This window comes from Campylobacter jejuni, from assembly GCF_001457695.1.
GTDB lineage: Bacteria > Campylobacterota > Campylobacteria > Campylobacterales > Campylobacteraceae > Campylobacter_D > Campylobacter_D jejuni.
Map to the genome: position 1 here is coordinate 653,641 of NZ_LN831025.1, position 15,343 is coordinate 668,983.

Annotated in this window: 19 protein-coding genes; 11 read left to right on the top strand and 8 right to left on the bottom strand. The window is 30.5% G+C overall.

Features of this window, described 5'->3' with window-relative positions:
- The first annotated feature begins 4 nt into the window (after nucleotides 1-4).
- The 8 genes from rpsP to AT682_RS03435 all read left to right on the top strand — a co-directional run bounded on the left by rpsP (nucleotide 5) and on the right by AT682_RS03435 (nucleotide 4,313).
- Entirely contained in the window at nucleotides 5-232 is a 228-nt protein-coding gene (rpsP, locus tag AT682_RS03400; RefSeq protein ID WP_002883092.1) for a 30S ribosomal protein S16, read from the top strand.
- A gap of 2 nt (nucleotides 233-234) precedes the next feature.
- Nucleotides 235-477 carry a KH domain-containing protein gene (locus AT682_RS03405; RefSeq protein WP_002852144.1) on the top strand — a complete coding sequence of 81 codons (243 nt, stop codon included), beginning with the start codon at nucleotides 235-237 and terminating at the stop codon, nucleotides 475-477.
- On the top strand, nucleotides 470-1,009 hold the full coding sequence (gene rimM / locus AT682_RS03410) for a ribosome maturation factor RimM (protein WP_002883093.1): 540 nt from the start codon (nucleotides 470-472) through the stop codon (nucleotides 1,007-1,009). The genes AT682_RS03405 and rimM overlap by 8 nt, the downstream gene beginning before the upstream one ends.
- Nucleotides 1,006-1,710, top strand: coding sequence for a tRNA (guanosine(37)-N1)-methyltransferase TrmD (gene trmD / locus AT682_RS03415; RefSeq protein ID WP_002883094.1), 705 nt, complete (start codon nucleotides 1,006-1,008; stop codon nucleotides 1,708-1,710). Before rimM ends, trmD begins: the two co-directional genes overlap by 4 nt.
- Before the next feature lie 10 nt (nucleotides 1,711-1,720).
- Nucleotides 1,721-2,077 (top strand): 50S ribosomal protein L19, encoded by a 357-nt coding sequence (gene rplS / locus AT682_RS03420; RefSeq protein WP_002854824.1) that lies wholly within the window; start codon nucleotides 1,721-1,723, stop codon nucleotides 2,075-2,077.
- A gap of 132 nt (nucleotides 2,078-2,209) precedes the next feature.
- The gene (gene uraH / locus AT682_RS03425; protein ID WP_002882291.1) at nucleotides 2,210-2,623 is read left to right on the top strand and encodes a hydroxyisourate hydrolase; all 414 of its coding nucleotides are present in this window, start codon (nucleotides 2,210-2,212) and stop codon (nucleotides 2,621-2,623) included.
- Between the two features lie 23 nt (nucleotides 2,624-2,646).
- Complete coding sequence (locus AT682_RS03430) at nucleotides 2,647-3,987, top strand: class II 3-deoxy-7-phosphoheptulonate synthase (protein ID WP_002882292.1); 1,341 nt, start codon at nucleotides 2,647-2,649, stop codon at nucleotides 3,985-3,987.
- The gene (locus AT682_RS03435) at nucleotides 3,984-4,313 is read left to right on the top strand and encodes an arsenate reductase family protein (RefSeq protein ID WP_002882293.1); all 330 of its coding nucleotides are present in this window, start codon (nucleotides 3,984-3,986) and stop codon (nucleotides 4,311-4,313) included. Before AT682_RS03430 ends, AT682_RS03435 begins: the two co-directional genes overlap by 4 nt.
- A gap of 12 nt (nucleotides 4,314-4,325) precedes the next feature.
- Here AT682_RS03435 and AT682_RS09175 read toward each other — a convergent pair whose 3' ends face one another.
- Nucleotides 4,326-4,568, bottom strand: coding sequence for a SelT/SelW/SelH family (seleno)protein (locus AT682_RS09175; protein WP_257406500.1), 243 nt, complete (start codon nucleotides 4,566-4,568; stop codon nucleotides 4,326-4,328).
- Nucleotides 4,569-4,761: 193 nt separating this feature from the next.
- Between AT682_RS09175 and dnaE the strand changes: the two genes are divergently transcribed.
- Nucleotides 4,762-8,364 carry a DNA polymerase III subunit alpha gene (gene dnaE / locus AT682_RS03440; RefSeq protein ID WP_002882294.1) on the top strand — a complete coding sequence of 1,201 codons (3,603 nt, stop codon included), beginning with the start codon at nucleotides 4,762-4,764 and terminating at the stop codon, nucleotides 8,362-8,364.
- A gap of 12 nt (nucleotides 8,365-8,376) precedes the next feature.
- Here the strand turns inward: dnaE and AT682_RS03445 are convergent, their stop codons facing one another.
- From AT682_RS03445 to AT682_RS03465, 5 genes are read right to left on the bottom strand one after another with little or no spacing between them, the layout of a single operon-like run.
- Complete coding sequence (locus AT682_RS03445) at nucleotides 8,377-9,009, bottom strand: YggS family pyridoxal phosphate-dependent enzyme (RefSeq protein ID WP_002882295.1); 633 nt, start codon at nucleotides 9,007-9,009, stop codon at nucleotides 8,377-8,379.
- 35 nt (nucleotides 9,010-9,044) lie between these two features.
- Nucleotides 9,045-9,794 (bottom strand): flagellin C, encoded by a 750-nt coding sequence (gene flaC / locus AT682_RS03450; RefSeq protein ID WP_002882296.1) that lies wholly within the window; start codon nucleotides 9,792-9,794, stop codon nucleotides 9,045-9,047.
- 38 nt (nucleotides 9,795-9,832) lie between these two features.
- The gene (locus AT682_RS03455; protein ID WP_002882297.1) at nucleotides 9,833-10,303 is read right to left on the bottom strand and encodes a DUF4149 domain-containing protein; all 471 of its coding nucleotides are present in this window, start codon (nucleotides 10,301-10,303) and stop codon (nucleotides 9,833-9,835) included.
- Nucleotides 10,304-10,315: 12 nt separating this feature from the next.
- Nucleotides 10,316-11,131, bottom strand: coding sequence for a HemK/PrmC family methyltransferase (locus AT682_RS03460; protein WP_002873008.1), 816 nt, complete (start codon nucleotides 11,129-11,131; stop codon nucleotides 10,316-10,318).
- The gene (locus AT682_RS03465; RefSeq protein ID WP_002882298.1) at nucleotides 11,128-12,315 is read right to left on the bottom strand and encodes a M48 family metallopeptidase; all 1,188 of its coding nucleotides are present in this window, start codon (nucleotides 12,313-12,315) and stop codon (nucleotides 11,128-11,130) included. The genes AT682_RS03460 and AT682_RS03465 overlap by 4 nt, the downstream gene beginning before the upstream one ends.
- Before the next feature lie 126 nt (nucleotides 12,316-12,441).
- Between AT682_RS03465 and AT682_RS03470 the strand changes: the two genes are divergently transcribed.
- Nucleotides 12,442-12,627 carry a hypothetical protein gene (locus AT682_RS03470; protein WP_002776553.1) on the top strand — a complete coding sequence of 62 codons (186 nt, stop codon included), beginning with the start codon at nucleotides 12,442-12,444 and terminating at the stop codon, nucleotides 12,625-12,627.
- On the opposite strand, the gene mog is transcribed toward AT682_RS03470, so the two are convergent.
- A complete protein-coding gene (gene mog / locus AT682_RS03475; RefSeq protein WP_002842823.1) occupies nucleotides 12,624-13,166 on the bottom strand; it encodes a molybdopterin adenylyltransferase in 543 nt (180 codons plus the stop codon). The two genes, AT682_RS03470 and mog, sit on opposite strands and share 4 nt — an antisense overlap.
- 20 nt (nucleotides 13,167-13,186) lie before the next feature.
- Nucleotides 13,187-14,170 (bottom strand): magnesium/cobalt transporter CorA, encoded by a 984-nt coding sequence (gene corA / locus AT682_RS03480; protein ID WP_002799370.1) that lies wholly within the window; start codon nucleotides 14,168-14,170, stop codon nucleotides 13,187-13,189.
- 116 nt (nucleotides 14,171-14,286) lie between these two features.
- Here corA and AT682_RS03485 point away from each other — a divergent pair, with 116 nt between their 5' ends.
- Complete coding sequence (locus AT682_RS03485) at nucleotides 14,287-15,333, top strand: ABC transporter substrate-binding protein (protein WP_002882300.1); 1,047 nt, start codon at nucleotides 14,287-14,289, stop codon at nucleotides 15,331-15,333.
- Nucleotides 15,334-15,343: the final 10 nt, after the last annotated feature.

Sequence of the window (15,343 nt, forward strand, 5' to 3'; positions counted from 1 at the left end):
ATAAATGACAGTTATTAGACTTACAAGAATGGGTAGAACTAAAAGACCATTTTATCGTATTGTAGTTACAGACAGTAGAAAACGTCGTGATGGTGGTTGGATAGAAAGTATTGGGTATTATAATCCTATGGTAGAACCTGAGGTAATTAAAGTTGATGCAGAGCGTTTAGCTTATTGGAAAAGTGTTGGTGCAAAACTTAGCGATAAAGTTACTTCTATCACTAGCAAATAATTATGGTAGAGAATTTTCTTAGAGAATACGCAAAATTAATTGCAGATTATCCTGAACAGATTGACACTCAAAAAATTGAATTAAGTGAAAATTTTTTTGAGATTGTTCTTTTTGCACATAAGGTTGATACAGGTAAGCTTATAGGTAAAAATGGAAAAATGATCAATGCTATAAAAACCGTAATCTCTGCTTATAAGAGTAAGGATGCAAGTTCTTATAGAGTAACGGTAAAAGCACTTGAGTGAAAAAGATTTTGTTCAAGTTGCAAAACTTGGTAAAACTGTGGGTCTTAAGGGTTATGTAAAATTGCATAACCTGAGCGACTTTTCTTCTCAATTTAAAAAAGATGCTACTTTTTTTATAAAAAACACCAAAGAAATGTTAAAGATTAAGCATTATAATGCAAGCAATTCTACTGTTTTATTTGAAAATTATGAAGATATAGAAAAGGCCAAAGAATTAACTAATCTTATTCTTTTTCAGAGTATCGAGAAAAGCAGACAAACTTGTAAATTAAAAAAAGATGAGTTTTTTTATTTTGATATTTTAGAGTGTGAAGTTTTTGAAGAAAATAAAAGATTAGGTAAAGTGGTTGATATCTTGGAAACTGGAGCTTCTTATTTATTTGAAATTCAAAGTGATGAAAAATGGGTGGAAAAAAAATATCCTAAAATATTTTTTATTCCATATTTAGATAAATTTGTTAAAAATATAGATATAGAAAAACGACAGATTTTTTGCACGCAAGATGCTTTTTTAATTTTAGAAAATTCATGAAATTTAGTTTCGTTTCTTTGTTCCCTAATCTTATGGAATTTTACTTTCAAGATTCTATACTTGCAAGAGCAAAAGAAAAAAAACTTTTCAAACTTAATTTTTATAATCCTAGAGATTTTTCTAAAAATTCTTATCATAAAGTCGATGATTATAAAATAGGTGGCGGAGCTGGACTTTTGATGCAAGCTGAACCTATGTATGAGGTGCTAAGAAGTATTCAAGAAAAAAAAGAAAATCCCTATTTTATTTTTTTAAATCCAAGTGGTAAAACCTTTAATCAAAAAGACGCCAAACGCTTAAGTAAAAAAGAACATATAGTTTTTGTATGCGGGCGCTATGAAGGTATAGATGAAAGAGTGCTTGAAATTTTTGCGAATGAAGTTTTTAGCATAGGGGATTTTATTTTAACAGGAGGAGAATTACCTGCGCTTGTAATGTGTGATGCGATTTTAAGAAATGTTAACGGGGTTTTAGGAAATATGGAAAGTTTGGAAGAAGAAAGCTTTGAAAATAATTTACTCGAAGCACCTGCTTTTTCAAAACCTTTTATTTTTGAGAAAAAAAATAAAAAATTTTATACTCCTTCAGAGTTTTTAAAGGGTAATCACGCTAGAATTGCAAGTTTAAAAATTACTTTGGCGTCTTGCAAAACGAAATTTTTTCGTCCAGATTTATTTTTAGAGCATGAACGCAAAAAATAAGGGATTTTTTATGAAAAATAAATATATAGAACAATTTGAAGCAAAACAAATTGAAGGTAAAAATGTTCCAGATTTTCGTGCTGGTGATACTTTAAAGCTTGCAATTCGCATCAAAGAAGGGGATAAAACAAGAATCCAAAATTTTGAGGGTATTTGTATTGCTAGAAGAGGTAATGGCGTAAGTGAAACTTTTATCGTGCGTAAAATGGGTGCTAATAATGTTGGCGTTGAGAGAATTTTCCCTATTTATAGTGAAAGTTTAGAAAGTATTACTGTTTTGCGTCGTGGTCGTGTACGCCGTGCAAGATTATTCTACTTAAGAGATAGACGCGGTAAAGCAGCGCGTATTAAAGAGCTTAAAAAATAATTTATAATTATTTTTTATTATAAATCTAACAATTAAATAATTATAATTAATTTATAATTTTTATTATTTGATTTTAATTATTAATAATACTCTTGTATAATATTCCTTGTAAATATTGTACAAGGAGAGAAAATGTTTTCTATTAAAAAAACTTTATTAATATTAGCAAGCGTGCCAATGTTTTTGAGTGCTACTGAATATCAATTAAGTACTCATGTCTTGGATATTACTTCTGGACAACCTGCTCCTAAAGTAAAAGTTGAGCTTTATAAGTTGGAAGCAAATCAACAGTGGAAAAAAGTAAGTGAAGAATTTACCGAAGAAAATGGTAGAATAGGAGATTTATTACCATATGAAAAAGCTGAAAATAGGACTTTTGGAATTTATAAGCTTAAATTTTTCACAAAAGACTATTACACATCACACAAAATAAATACTTTTTATCCTTTTGTAGAGGTAAGTTTTGAGCTTTCTAAAGATCGAAAACATTATCATGTTCCAATAACCCTTTCTCCTTTTGGTTATTCAACTTATAGAGGAAGCTGATAAATAAAACGAAAGAAAAAACCATGTGGACTAAGAATTCTTGGAAAAACTATCCTATAAAACAGCAACCTATCTATCCAGATCAAGAGGAAATGAATAGAGTTTTAGCAAGACTTGAGAAACTTCCTCCTTTGGTTTTTGCTGGAGAAGTGAGAAATCTTCAAAAGTCTTTAGCAAGAGTTTGTAAAAAAGAAGCTTTTTTACTTCAAGGTGGAGATTGTGCTGAAAGCTTTGAAAATTTTGGTGCTGTAAATATCCGTGATATGTTTAAAATTTTACTTCAAATGGCTATAGTGCTTACATTTGCCGGTGGATGTCCTGTTGTAAAAATTGGTCGTATTGCAGGGCAGTTTGCCAAGCCAAGAAGTAGTGATTTTGAAGAGTTAAATGGTATAAGTCTTCCTAGTTATCGTGGTGATATTATTAATGGTTTTGAATTTAGCGAACAAGCACGCATTCCTGATCCACATAGAATGCTTGAAGCTTATTATCAAAGTGCAACAACGCTAAATTTGTTGCGTGGATTTGCTAAGGGTGGTTTAGCAGATTTGCATGGAGTACATCGTTGGAATTTGGGCTTTTTAAAAAAGAGTGAACTTCATAAGCAATATACTGATATCAGTGAAAAAATTTCACAAGCTTTAGCTTTTATGGAAGCTTGTGGAATTAATACAAGTAATACTCCAAGCCTAAGAGAAGTTAGTGTTTATACTTCACATGAAGCTTTGCTTTTGCCTTATGAAGAAGCTTTAACTAGAGTGGATAGTTTAAGTGGGGAAATTTACGATTGTTCAGCTCATATGCTTTGGATAGGCGAAAGAACAAGGGCACTTGATGAAGCTCATGTACATTTTTTAAGAGGAGTAAAAAATCCTTTAGGGGTTAAAATAGGACCTAGTGCAAGTGCAGATGATATCATAGCTTTAGCAAATGTTTTAAATCCAAATAATGAAGAAGGAAGATTAAATATTATTATCCGCATGGGTGCAGATAAAATTATCAATAATTTGCCAAAAATTTTCTCTAAACTTAAAAGTGAAGGTTTAAATTTAGTATATAGCATAGATCCTATGCATGGAAATACAGTAAAAGCAGGTAATTTTAAAACACGTGAGTTTGATAAAATCATGCAAGAAGTGAGATCTTTTTTTGAGATTGCAATAAGCGAAGGAGTTTATCCAGGTGGGGTGCATCTTGAAATGACTGGGAAAGATGTAACAGAATGCACAGGTGGTGCAAGCAATGTTACTGCTCAAAGCTTGGAAGATCGTTATGAGACTCAATGCGATCCAAGACTTAATGCGGATCAAGCATTAGAACTTGCTTTTTTAATCGCAGATTTGGTAAAAAAGGCTAGAAAATGAAACTTTATGGTATTAAAAATTGTAATTCTGTAAAAAAAGCTATGGATGCTTTAACACAAAAAGGCATTGTGTTTGATTTTATGGATATTAAAAAGATTAATCAAGATATTTTATACACATGGTTAAAACAAAAATCTTTTGAAGAACTTATCAATACTGCTGGATTAACTTCTAAAAAACTTGGTTTAAACAAAGAAAAAGTTAAAAATTTAAATGAAAAAGAACTTGAAAAAATTGTATTAGAAAATCCAAGTTGTATTAAGCGTCCTATTATCGAGTATGAGCAAAACATATATATTGGTAAGGAATATGAGAAAATATTATGATAGAGTGTTTGATTACACTCTATTTTTTATTAATTGATTAATTTCATTTTGATATGGAAATCTTTCACTTTCGCAATTAATAAGTTGTGTTTTAGAGAAGATAACTTTTCCGTCTACTTCAACGATAAAATCACCTCTGCCGCCAATTTCAAATTCTACTTCAACATCTTTGAAATCGCTTTGTAGTTCTTCTGCAACCCTTGCAGCTTGTGGGCGATAATTTCAAAGATTGCAATAAGCAATTTTTACTTTCATCATTTCATCCTTTGAAAAGTTCTTTTTATTAAGATTAAAATCTTAGATTTTATTATAGTTTATTTTGGCTGAATTTTTGCCTTTTTTGTAAAATTTAAGTTGAAATTTAGGGTCAATTTCTTTCAAATTCAGCGAGAAAAATTTATAATTTTTATCAAAATTAAAATAAGCTTTAAAAAACTAAAGGAAGAAAATGAGTCAATTTACACACTTGCATTTACATACAGAATATTCTTTGCTTGATGGAGCTAATAAGCTTAAAGAATTAGCTTTGACTTTAAAAGAGCAGGGTGCTACAAGTGTGGCTATGACAGATCATGGAAATATGTTTGGGGCAATTGATTTTTATCAAACAATGAAAGCACAAGGTTTAAAACCTATCATTGGTATGGAAGCGTATTTACATAATCACGATGAATTAGATGATAAAAGTTCTCGTCAGCGTTTTCACCTTTGTTTGTATGCAAAAAATGAGATCGGATATCAAAATTTAATGTATTTAAGTTCTCAAAGTTATATTAAAGGTTTGTATTATTATCCGCGTATCAATAAAAAGCTTTTGGAAGATTATAGCGAAGGTCTTATTTGTTCTTCTGCTTGCTTGCAAGGTGAAGTAAATTGGCACTTAAATACTTATAGTGAAAGAAATGTGCGTTTTGGTGCAAAAGGCTATGAAGCAGCAAAAGAAGCAGCATTATGGTATAAAAAAGTTTTTAAAGATGATTTTTATTTTGAAATCATGCGTCATGGTATAGGTGATCAAAGAATGATAGATGATGATATTATCAGACTTTCTAAAGAATTAAATATAAAAATCATTGCTACAAATGATACGCATTATACTTTTAAAGAAAGAGCGGCTGCCCATGAGGTTTTTATGTGTATAGCTATGGGAAAAAAACTTAATGACCCTGATAGAATGCGTCATAGTGTGCATGAATTTTATGTTAAAAGCCCTGAGCAAATGAGTGAGCTTTTTGCAGATATTCCAGAAGCTATAGAAAATACACAAGAAATCGCGCAAAAATGTAATTTAGAGCTTAATCTTGGCAATCCCACTCCACCGAATTTTAAATTTACAAGAGAATATGCTAAAGATCATAATATTATCTTACCTGAAGAAACAAAAGAATTTAGCTTTGATAATGATGACATAGTTTTTGAAGAACTTTGTAAAAAGGGACTTGAAGAGAGATTAAAATTTATCGATGAAAGCAAGCATGAAGAATACAAACAAAGACTTGAAGTAGAAATTAACATCATTAAAAATATGAAATTTTCAGGTTATATGCTTATTGTTCATGATTTTATTAAAGTGGCTAAAGATAAAGGTATTCCAGTAGGCCCTGGAAGAGGATCAGCTGCAGGAAGTTTGGTTTCTTATTGTTTAAGGATTACGGATTTAGATCCTATTCCTTATAGTCTACTTTTTGAGCGTTTTTTAAATCCTGAGCGTGTGAGCATGCCTGATATTGATGTGGATTTTTGTCAAGACAGACGTGCTGAAGTGATTGACTATGTGATTGATAAATATGGAGCGGATAAGGTTGCACAGGTGATTACCTTTGGTAAACTTTTGGCTAAAGGGGTGATACGTGATGTGGCTAGAGTTTGTGATATGAGTATTCAAGATGCTGATGAGCTTGCTAAACTTGTGCCTGAAGAGCTTAAAATCACTCTTGATGCTGCTTATGAAAAAGAACCTAAAATCAAAGAATTTATTGATCGTCATCCTAAAGGTCCTGAAGTTTGGGAGTATGCAAGAGCTTTAGAAGGATTAAATCGCAATGCGGGTATGCACGCAGCAGGTGTTGTAATTTCTAATGAAAGTTTATGGAAGAAAACTCCGCTTTTTAGACAAAGTAAAAATGATGAAAGACATTTGGTAACGCAGTATTCTAAAGATCATTTAGAAGATGTGGATTTGATAAAATTTGACTTTTTAGGTCTTAAAACCTTAACAGTAATCAATAATGCGATCAAGCTTATTAAAAAGCGTTACAATAAAGACATTATTTGGGAAACTATAGATGTAAATGATAGCAAAGTTTATAAAACCATACAAAGTGGAAATACTTTGGGAATTTTTCAAATCGAATCAGGCGGTATGCAAAGCTTAAATGCACGCTTAAAACCAGAGCGTTTTGAAGATATCATTGCGGTTCTTGCGCTTTATCGTCCAGGCCCTATGGAATCAGGAATGCTTGATGATTTTATCGACAGAAAGCATGGTTTAAAAAGTATAGAATATCCTTTTGACAGTTTAGAAAAGGTTTTAGAGCCTACTTATGGGATTATTGTTTATCAAGAACAGGTTATGCAAATTGTTCAAATTGTAGGTGGCTTTTCTTTAGGAGGTGCTGATGTAGTGCGTCGTGCTATGGGTAAAAAAGATCCTGAGAAGATGAAAAAGCTTAAAACTGATTTTGCAGATGGAGCAGAAAAACAAGGATATGATAGAGCAAAAGCTGAGGATTTATGGGAGCTTATCGTAAAATTTGCAGGATATGGTTTTAATAAATCTCACTCTGCGGCTTATGCGTTGATTACTTTTCAAACAGCTTATTTAAAAACTTATTATCCTAGTGAATTTATGGCAGCGCTTTTAACAAGCGAAGAAAACAATGTGGATAAAATTGCTGTTTATATTGATGAGATGAAAAAAATAAATATTAAACTTTTACCTCCATCGATTAACAAAGCGATCCGTGAATTTAGTGCTTTAGAGCAAGATGGCAAGGATGCTATTATATACGGACTTGGGGCTATAAAAAGTGTGGGTATTCCTGCAGTTGAAAATTTACTTGAAGCAAGACAAGATGGAGAATTTAAGGATATTAATGATTTCTTAGGTAAGATAGATCCTACCAAAATAAACCGTAGAACATTAGAAAGTCTTATTAAGGCAGGGGCTTTTGATGAGTTTGGTTTTACTAGAAAAGCTTTGTTTGATAATATGGAAAATCTTAGCGAAGCATCGCGTAAAATGGCTGAAGTAAGAAAAAATGCTGCAAGTTCTCTTTTTGGTGAAGAGGAATTAACTTCAGGTGTTCAAGTAAATTTTACTCCCAAAAATGAAGAATTTGAAGTGATGGAAAAATTAGGATATGAAAAAGAAATTTTAGGAATTTATGTTTCAGGCCATCCTTTAGATCGATTTTATGAACAAATTAATGCCATAGATTATGTTAAAAGTTTAGATTTTGAAAGTTTAAAAAACAATGGAGAAATTTTAAGTATAGGTAAAATTGAAGATTTCAAATCCATGATGAGTAAAAATAATAAGCGTTATGGTAGAATTGAAATTTTGGATTATTATTCTTCGTTTGATGCTACTGTATTTGAAAGCAATGTAGAAGAAATAGAAAACATCATCAAAGATGAAAATTTAAAAAATAATGCCTATGGTTTTGTATTGGGATTTAAAGCTGAGGGAGGGGAGAAGCCTAGCTTTTTTTTAAAGGCAATTAAAGATTTACAAAGTCTTGAAGATGGCGAGATTAAAGCTATAAAAAAATTTGGAGCAAAAAAAGATTTCAAAAATAAAGAAGAAAATCATTTTACCGCAGAACCTAAGGAATTTGAAAAAAATATCATAGAGCTAGATTTGACAAGATTAAATAGAGAATTAATCTATGAAATTCATGAAATTGCTAGAAATGCACATAATCCTAATGAAAAAAATAATAAAAAACTTGTTTTAAAAGTTATTAGCGCGGGATCTTGCTTGCTTTATCATACAGATTTTATTATCTCTGATAGTATAGTAGAAGAAATTTCTAATAAATATGCTTAAGTAAGATTGTTCTTACTTAAGATTTTTAAATAAAATGCTTCCGAGTCTTACTAAGTTAGATCCGCATTTTATAGCAATTTCAAAATCATTACTCATCCCCATAGAGCAAATTTTAGCCCCATGTTTTTGAAGAATTTCATAAATTTTAAATGTAGTTTCAAAGCTTTTTATAATACTTTCTTTATCTTGGCTGTGTGATCCTATACTCATTACGCCACAAAGATTTAGATTATAGCATTCTTCTTGTATTTGTAAATATTCTTCTACAGCTTGATTTGGATCTAGACCGCTTTTGCTATTTTCATTTGCACTATTGATTTCTAATAAAGTATTTAATTTATAATCAAGTCTTTTGTCCATAGCTTTAGCTATTTTAATACCATTGCAAGAGTGCCATAATATAGGTTTTTGTTTGATTAAGAGATTGATTTTGTTGCTTTGTAGCGTTCCTATAAAATGCCACTTTATGTCTAGTTTTTTTTCATCAAGATTTTCTTTTTTTTGTGTTAGAGCTTGGACTTGATTTTCTCCAAATTCTACTATACCTTGATCAAAAAGCTTTTCAATTATACTTGCATCGACATACTTGCTTGCGGCTACAAGACGAATGTTTTTGGTTTTTTCTAAAATTTGTTCTAAAGTCATTTTGATAAAGAAATAAGCCTTATTTAGGGCTTATATTATTGTAACAAATTAGCAATTTTGCTTTGAAGCTGTATGTTGGATTGTGCAGCAACAAAAGCAGCAGCATTTTCTTTTAGATAATTGGCATTAAAATCATTAACATTTTTTGCCATGTCATTATTTAGTAAATTATTTTCAGCTGCTTTTGAGTTGATGCTGTTTTGAACACTTGTATTAATATTTGATGTAATGGCATTGATACCTGAGCCTATTTCACTTCTTAAACTTCCAAGTTGATCCATAAAATTTGTAATACTATCTTGATTATCTATGCTTAATCCACCTGTTGCTAATGGATTTAAATTTGTAGTTTCAGTTCCGCTACCTACTACAAAATTCATAGTTTGAAAGACATTTTTTCCATTATAAGTTGCATTATTAAAAGAATCATTGATGGATTCTTGTATGCGTGTTGCTTCTGTTCTTAGCATTCCTTTTTGAGAATCATTAAGTGCAGCATTGTTCATTTTCACTGAAAGTTCATTAAGTCTATCTGCGCTTTGAGAGATATTGGTAAGGCTAGCATCTGCAATTTGTAAAACCCCTATAGCATCATAAGCATTTGCGACACCTTGATCTATAGTGCTTGATTGAGATCTTAAAGAATCAGCAATAGCTAAATTGGCACTATCAACTCCACTTATTGCACGAACAGCCGCAATATTTTCTAAAGCTTTATCACTAGCTTTTTGTGCATTGTTTAAATAATAATTTTGTTGCATCATAGTTGCATCAGAGATCATCATGGCCTACTCCTTCTCTTTTGGATTTATTTAATATTCTATCATTTTTTTGCTATTTTAAAGCTTAAGAAATATAAAAAAACTTGCATTATCAAGATGATTTTAATCACTATTTCACTTGCATTATGGATACTGATAAATTCTTGAGTTTTTGTAGCGTTTTCGCCTAAGTTTTGGAGTTCAATTATGGTATTAGTAAAATAAAAAACAAATATTAAGCTTAAGATCAAAATAAGCAAACTCAGCATAAATTTTGACAATTTTATTTGAAATTTCATTTCATCTTTTATAAGAGAATAAATTTCATATAAAAAATTAACCACTGAAACAAAAACCAGTAAATATCCCATCTTAATAAAAATTCGCGTCATCATTAAGCCACTTTGAAAATGGCTCAACACTCCTTCTCCTATAAGATTTTGAGGAAAAAAAATTGTTGGTGCAACAACTATTCCTAGTATGAGTTCAACCCCTATGATGGAGGCAAGTAAAAATAAATTAATAGCTTTCAAGAGTTTCTCCTTTTATTTTTTATCATAACGCATATTTGTAAATTTAGCTACAAAAGCACGATTATAACCTTGTTCATCTTTGAAAAAATCAACAATGAAATTATTTTGATATAAAATTTTTTCCAAAATTTCTTTTTGATCATAGCCAAATTCGCAAGCTAAAAATTTAACTTTTTTATCAAGGGAAAAATGTATGATTTCTTCTAGAATTTCATATCCTTTTTCTCCACCAAATAAAGCCTCTTTGGGTTCTTTTTGCACCCAAATATCTATAGGATATGAATTTTTAATATAGGGTGGATTTGAAAAAATAAAATCATAATTTTCTTTAATTTGCTTAAAATTACAAAGTTTAAAGTCAATCAAGTGATCGACTTTGTGTAATTTGGCATTCTCTAAAGCTAATTCTAAGGCTTTGGGATTGATATCGCAGGCTGTGATTTTTAACCCAAGTTCTTTGGCTAAAATAATGCTTAAAATTCCGCTTCCAAATCCTATTTCTAAAATCCCATTAAAAGTATTTTTTTTGCATAAATTTAAAATTTGAAAAAGTAAAATTTCACTATCGTAGCGAGGGATTAGAACACCTTTTTTTATATTAAATTCTAATCCCCAAAAATCCACTTTTTCAAATATATATTCAAAAGGTTCTCCAGATTTAAAACGCCTTATAAGCTTAAAATAAGGTTCATGATCTATTTGTATATCTTGGTTTAAAAATAACCAAGCTTTATCTTTTTTTAGATATTCACAGAGTATAAATACTGCTTCATTTTCATAACCTTTTAAGCTAGATTTAGCCTCCATAAGAGCATTTTTTATAGTCAAGAAAGAGCCTTGATTCTATCACTAATACTTGGATGGCTGAGATAAAAAAATGCATATATTTTACTTGTTTTGATAAAAGCTTTATTTTCTCTTGCTAGGGCTATCAATGCATTTTTCATATCTTCTTTGCTTGTAACTTTAGCTCCGTGTTGATCAGCCGCAAATTCATTTTTTCTACTTAAGGCATTAAGCATAGGAGAGATTAAAAAGCTAAAAATATTCGCCAAGATAAACAAAAGAGCAAACACGCCACCATTTACTCCTTCTAGATGACTTTCTAAGTAAATAAATTCAGGTAAATTTGCAAAAACAAAAAAAAGTAAAAACATGGTTATAGCGCCGTTAAATAAAGCTTTGATAATATCCTTATGAACAAAATGTCCAAGCTCGTGTCCTAAAACAGCTAAAAGTTCTCTTTCATTTAAGGCTTTTAATAATGTATCAAAAAGCACCACTCTTTTGCTTTTAAAAAGTCCACCAAAATAAGCATTTAAACGCTTATCTCTTTTGCTTGCATCAATAACATAAACCCCATTTGCACTAAACCCGCATTGTTTCATTAAAGAGCTGATTTTTTTCAATAAATTTTCATCGTCTAGTTTTTCCATTTTATTAAAAATAGGTGCTATCAAGGTAGGGTAGATGAGATTTATAATCACTATAATGCAAAAGGCAAAAATAAAGGCCGCAATCCACCAAAAAATTCCAAAAAAATCATAGCAAAAAAGCAAAGCATAAAGGATTAAAAATCCAAATATTAAAGTTAAAATAAGACTTTTTACAGTGTCTTTGATAAAAAGTTTTACAGTCATATTTGAAAAACCATGGGCTTTATCTTTGATAAAACTTTCATAAATACTTAAAGGTAGATTTAAAATACTTGTGATTATTAAAAAAGATAATAAAAATAAAGTATTTTCAAAACGAGTGTTGTTTAAGATAAGCAATTCTTTAAGATATAAAAATCCAAAACCTATCCATGCAATATTGATGATTAAATTATAAAAATTGGAAAATAGTTTAAATTTTTCATTTTCGATGGCAATATCTGCTGCATTTTGATAGTCTTTTTCGCTTAAAATTTGAGCTTGTTTGTCTTTTTCTCTTTCTAAGAAACAAATTTGAGCATAGGAAATCCAAGATAAAAGTGCTGTGTAAAGACATAAAATTGCAATTAAAGTCATTATTTTTCCTTGATTGGTTTTTTGCGAATTCTAGCTTAAAATAATGAAATAAAGTTAATAGTTTAAAATCTAAAATAATATTCTTTTCAACTAAGTTGGTGTATATTTATAAAAAAGGATTAAAGAATGTTTTTTAAGAAAAAGATTTCACAAAAGCAAAAAGAAAAGCCTAAAATTCCAATCAATGATGTGATTTTAGATGACAGGCTTTGTAAGTTTAAAAATAAAGTGCAAAAGATAAGTAAAGATGAGGCTTCAGCAAGTCTGCTTGCTAGACAATTAAGCAGACTTGTTAGGGCTAATAAATTTTAATTTTGACATTTTTTCTTAGGGCGAAAAACCTTAATAACTTCATCATTTGCTTCTATATAAGCACCTTCTATCAAATCGATACAGTAAGGTATAGCCGGAAAAACAGGCTCTAGGCATTCTTTTATAGCCTTAGGATTTCCTGGTAAATTAATGATAAAAGATTTATTGCGAATTCCTGCACTCTGTCTTGAAAGTATAGCTGTTGGGACATATTTTAAACTTTCTAAGCGCATAAGTTCTCCAAAACCTGGCATCATTTTATCACACACGGCTTCCGTGGCTTCTGGGGTTACATCACGAAGTGCTGGACCTGTACCTCCGCTTGTAACAATCAAATCGCATTTTTTTTCATCTGCTAGATAAAGTAATTTTTTAATGATCAAATCATAATCATCAGGGATTAATTCTTTATGATAAATAATATCATTTTTTATATATGAATTTAACACTCTTTCAATTTCAGCAGTGGCTTTATCTTCGTATATACCACTACTTGCTCTATCGCTTAGGGTTAAAATTCCTATGTTTATTGTATCCATTGTTTCTCCTTAATAAATTTTTATAACCATCCTTTTTTCTTGAAAACAACTAAAGGCAAGATGATAGAAATTACCATCACGCCAAGCACTATGGGATAAGCATAGTGAAGTTCAAGTTCGGGCATGAATTTAAAATTCATACCATAAACAGTTCCTATTAAAGTAGGTGGCATCATGGCAACAGTTGCAACGGTGAAAATTTTAATGATTTTATTTTGTTCTATGTTGATTTGGCTGGCTAAAATGGTTTGGATATTATCTAAGATATTAAGTTGCGAAACACTAAATTCAACCAAAGAATTTAAGTCTTTTAAAACTATAGTGAGATTTTGTTTTATATCTTTATCAATTTTATCGCTTTTTAGCAAAGAAGTCATAGCGCGACGCTTATCAAATAAAGAATCTCTTACGCGCATATTAAGCTCTTGCAAACTTGAAATATCCTTTAGCATTTCATCATAACTATATTCATCTTTTTTTTCTAAAACACTTGTTCTTAAGCGTCTTGCTTCTTTATCTATCCATTCTAGTAAATCCGCATCTTTTTCAACGCGCACTTCAAACATTTTATCAATAATATCAAAACCATCTTCAAAATTCTTCGGACTAGCTAAAATCCTTGCTTGAATTTCTTCAAAAGTGCTAAATTCGTTATATCTTATAGTAAATAAGATATTTTTAGCTGTAGCAAAAGTAACAATTTCTGTGCGAAGCTTGATTAAATTCCTATCTTCTTCATCGCTTTTAAGATCTCTTACTAAAAAATGAGCATTGATGGTTATTGTCGCATTATCTTCCCAATATTTTGCACTAAGCTCTATTTCTTCCCTTTCTTCTTTTGTAGGAAACTCAAGATTAAATTCACTTGATATAAAAGCAATTTCTGCTGCACTTGGATGAAGTAAATCAATCCATAAAATATTTTGTGGTAGTTCTTGACTATCGAGATTAAAATTGATTCTTTGAACTAAAGCATTTTGAGTTTTGATATAAATATAAAGCATGATTGCTCCTTGTTTATGACTTTAAAATTATAACCTTGTTTGCTTAAAAATTAACTTGTTTCTAAAATGTTTCTAAAACTCATTAAATTTCCAAAATATTTTTTGAAAGGAAAAAAATGAGTAAGAAATTTTTCTTAAGTTTAGGTCTTGTTGCCTTATTGTTTTCAAATTCACAAGCTATTGATGAGAATTTGATTAAAGCTGTGCAAGCAGAAGGTAGGGTAAATTCTTTAGCTATGCCTGATACTTGGGCAAATTGGAAGGATACTTGGGCAGATCTTAAAAGTCTTTATGGTATAGAACATAGTGATGCAGATATGAGTTCAGCTCAAGAAATTGCTAAATTTAAAGCCGAAAAGAAAAAAGCAAGCGGTGATATAGGGGATGTAGGAGCTTCTTTTGGAGAGATAGCGGTTAAACAAGGAGTAGCTCAGCCTTTTAAGACAAGCTATTGGGATCAAATTCCAACTTGGGCTAAAGATAAAGATGGAAATTGGCTTTTAGCTTATACAGGAACCATAGCTTTTATAGTCAATAAAGATGTAGTAAAAGATATACCTAAAACTTGGCAAGATTTGCTTAAGGGAAATTATAAAATTACCGTGGGTGATGTAAGCGTAGCAGCTCAAGCTGTGAGTGCAGTTTTAGCAGCTAATTATGCCTTAGGTGGAGATGAAAAAGATTTAAGTCCTGCTTTAGCTTTTTTTAATACTTTAGCCAAACAAGGAAGACTTGTAAATAATGATGTAAGTATAGCCAATCTTGAAAAAGGTGAAGTTGAAGTGGGTTTAGTTTGGGATTTTAATGGTTTAGGCTATAGAGATAAAGTGGGCCAAGATCGTTATGAAGTTTTAATCCCTGCTGATGGTAGTGTTATTTCGGGTTATACAACTATTATCAATAAATACGCAAAACATCCAAACGCAGCTAAATTAGCCCGTGAGTTTATACTTTCTGATAAAGGACAAATCAATCTAGCAAAAGGTTATGCAAGGCCAATAAGAATTGATCATATTACCTTGCCAAATGATATAAAAGCTAAACTTTTACCAAGTGAGCAATACAAAAATGCAAGAGCAATCAAAGATCAAAAAGCTTGGGAAAAAAGTGCTAAAGAATTGCCACAACTTTGGCAAGAAAAAGTTATAGTGGATATGAAATAAAGGAGATTGG

What these genes read in the sequence shown, in the direction of transcription:
- rpsP (WP_002883092.1), top strand. Translation starts at nt 5, where the DNA reads ATGACAGTTATTAGACTTACAAGAATGGGTAGAACTAAAAGACCATTT.
- AT682_RS03405 (WP_002852144.1), top strand. Translation starts at nt 235, where the DNA reads ATGGTAGAGAATTTTCTTAGAGAATACGCAAAATTAATTGCAGATTAT.
- trmD (WP_002883094.1), top strand. Translation starts at nt 1,006, where the DNA reads ATGAAATTTAGTTTCGTTTCTTTGTTCCCTAATCTTATGGAATTTTAC.
- rplS (WP_002854824.1), top strand. Translation starts at nt 1,721, where the DNA reads ATGAAAAATAAATATATAGAACAATTTGAAGCAAAACAAATTGAAGGT.
- uraH (WP_002882291.1), top strand. Translation starts at nt 2,210, where the DNA reads ATGTTTTCTATTAAAAAAACTTTATTAATATTAGCAAGCGTGCCAATG.
- AT682_RS03430 (WP_002882292.1), top strand. Translation starts at nt 2,647, where the DNA reads ATGTGGACTAAGAATTCTTGGAAAAACTATCCTATAAAACAGCAACCT.
- AT682_RS03435 (WP_002882293.1), top strand. Translation starts at nt 3,984, where the DNA reads ATGAAACTTTATGGTATTAAAAATTGTAATTCTGTAAAAAAAGCTATG.
- dnaE (WP_002882294.1), top strand. Translation starts at nt 4,762, where the DNA reads ATGAGTCAATTTACACACTTGCATTTACATACAGAATATTCTTTGCTT.
- AT682_RS03445 (WP_002882295.1), bottom strand. Translation starts at nt 9,009, where the DNA reads ATGACTTTAGAACAAATTTTAGAAAAAACCAAAAACATTCGTCTTGTA.
- flaC (WP_002882296.1), bottom strand. Translation starts at nt 9,794, where the DNA reads ATGATGATCTCTGATGCAACTATGATGCAACAAAATTATTATTTAAAC.
- AT682_RS03465 (WP_002882298.1), bottom strand. Translation starts at nt 12,315, where the DNA reads ATGACTTTAATTGCAATTTTATGTCTTTACACAGCACTTTTATCTTGG.
- AT682_RS03470 (WP_002776553.1), top strand. Translation starts at nt 12,442, where the DNA reads ATGTTTTTTAAGAAAAAGATTTCACAAAAGCAAAAAGAAAAGCCTAAA.
- mog (WP_002842823.1), bottom strand. Translation starts at nt 13,166, where the DNA reads ATGGATACAATAAACATAGGAATTTTAACCCTAAGCGATAGAGCAAGT.
- corA (WP_002799370.1), bottom strand. Translation starts at nt 14,170, where the DNA reads ATGCTTTATATTTATATCAAAACTCAAAATGCTTTAGTTCAAAGAATC.
- AT682_RS03485 (WP_002882300.1), top strand. Translation starts at nt 14,287, where the DNA reads ATGAGTAAGAAATTTTTCTTAAGTTTAGGTCTTGTTGCCTTATTGTTT.